The sequence below is a fragment of the Selenomonas sp. oral taxon 138 str. F0429 genome, assembly GCF_000318175.2.
GTDB classification, from domain to species: Bacteria; Bacillota; Negativicutes; order Selenomonadales; family Selenomonadaceae; genus Centipeda; species Centipeda timonae.
Map to the genome: position 1 here is coordinate 5,213 of NZ_KB290957.1, position 693 is coordinate 5,905.

The 693-nt window shown below is 52.4% G+C and carries 2 protein-coding genes and 1 pseudogene; all 3 read left to right on the forward strand.

Features of this window, described 5'->3' with window-relative positions:
• Nucleotides 1–101: pseudogene (locus HMPREF9163_RS12645) on the forward strand (virulence protein); the annotation flags it as partial.
• Complete coding sequence (locus tag HMPREF9163_RS11410) at nucleotides 85–321, forward strand: DUF4314 domain-containing protein (RefSeq protein WP_037347184.1); 237 nt, start codon at nucleotides 85–87, stop codon at nucleotides 319–321. The pseudogene HMPREF9163_RS12645 and the gene HMPREF9163_RS11410, both read left to right, overlap by 17 nt.
• The gene (locus HMPREF9163_RS11415; RefSeq protein WP_009441967.1) at nucleotides 318–494 is read left to right on the forward strand and encodes a DUF5049 domain-containing protein; all 177 of its coding nucleotides are present in this window, start codon (nucleotides 318–320) and stop codon (nucleotides 492–494) included. Before HMPREF9163_RS11410 ends, HMPREF9163_RS11415 begins: the two co-directional genes overlap by 4 nt.
• Nucleotides 495–693 lie beyond the last annotated feature (199 nt).

Sequence of the window (693 nt, forward strand, 5' to 3'; positions counted from 1 at the left end):
ACAAAGAGTCGCGCAAGATTCTCCTGCAGAACCTTATGGGCAGCAGTGCATTTAAAAGCGGACATCGGAAAGGGGATGAGCGTCATGCATTTTCCGAGTAGGGAGCAGATCGCCGCGCTTCGAGAGCGGTACCCACGCGGAACGAAGGTGGAACACCTCGGCATGGATGATTCACAAGCCCCGCCGACGGGAACGATGGGCGAGGTCATGGGCGTTGACGATGCGGGACAGCTTCTCGTCCGATGGGAGACAGGATCGTCGCTGAGCCTCATCCCCGGTGTGGACTCCTTCCGCATCGTGCAGAAAGGCGGCAGATCATGAACGAGAAGATTGTTTCCCAGATCAGGGACATCCGCGATTCGGGGCGGGTGAATATGTTTGATGTTCCCGGTGTTCAGCGCATGGCGTTTAAGATGGGATTCTACGAACTGGTCTGTTTCATCGAGGAAGACCGTGCGGCGTATGTACGCTTTATCCTCACGGGTGAAAAATAGCCGATAGGTTCGGCGATTCAGCACAGCCTTTCGGGGCTGTGTTTCTCTCGAAAAATAAGTGTAGTTTATCCGAAATATGACTTGCTATATTCCTCGTTTAGAGTGATATATACACATGGAAAAGGGAACAACCTACACACAGAAAGCGAGGAACACAAAATGAAGAACGCAGAAGCAAGATGGCCGAAGACCACCACGA

What these genes read in the sequence shown, in the direction of transcription:
- HMPREF9163_RS11410 (WP_037347184.1), top strand. Translation starts at nt 85, where the DNA reads ATGCATTTTCCGAGTAGGGAGCAGATCGCCGCGCTTCGAGAGCGGTAC.
- HMPREF9163_RS11415 (WP_009441967.1), top strand. Translation starts at nt 318, where the DNA reads ATGAACGAGAAGATTGTTTCCCAGATCAGGGACATCCGCGATTCGGGG.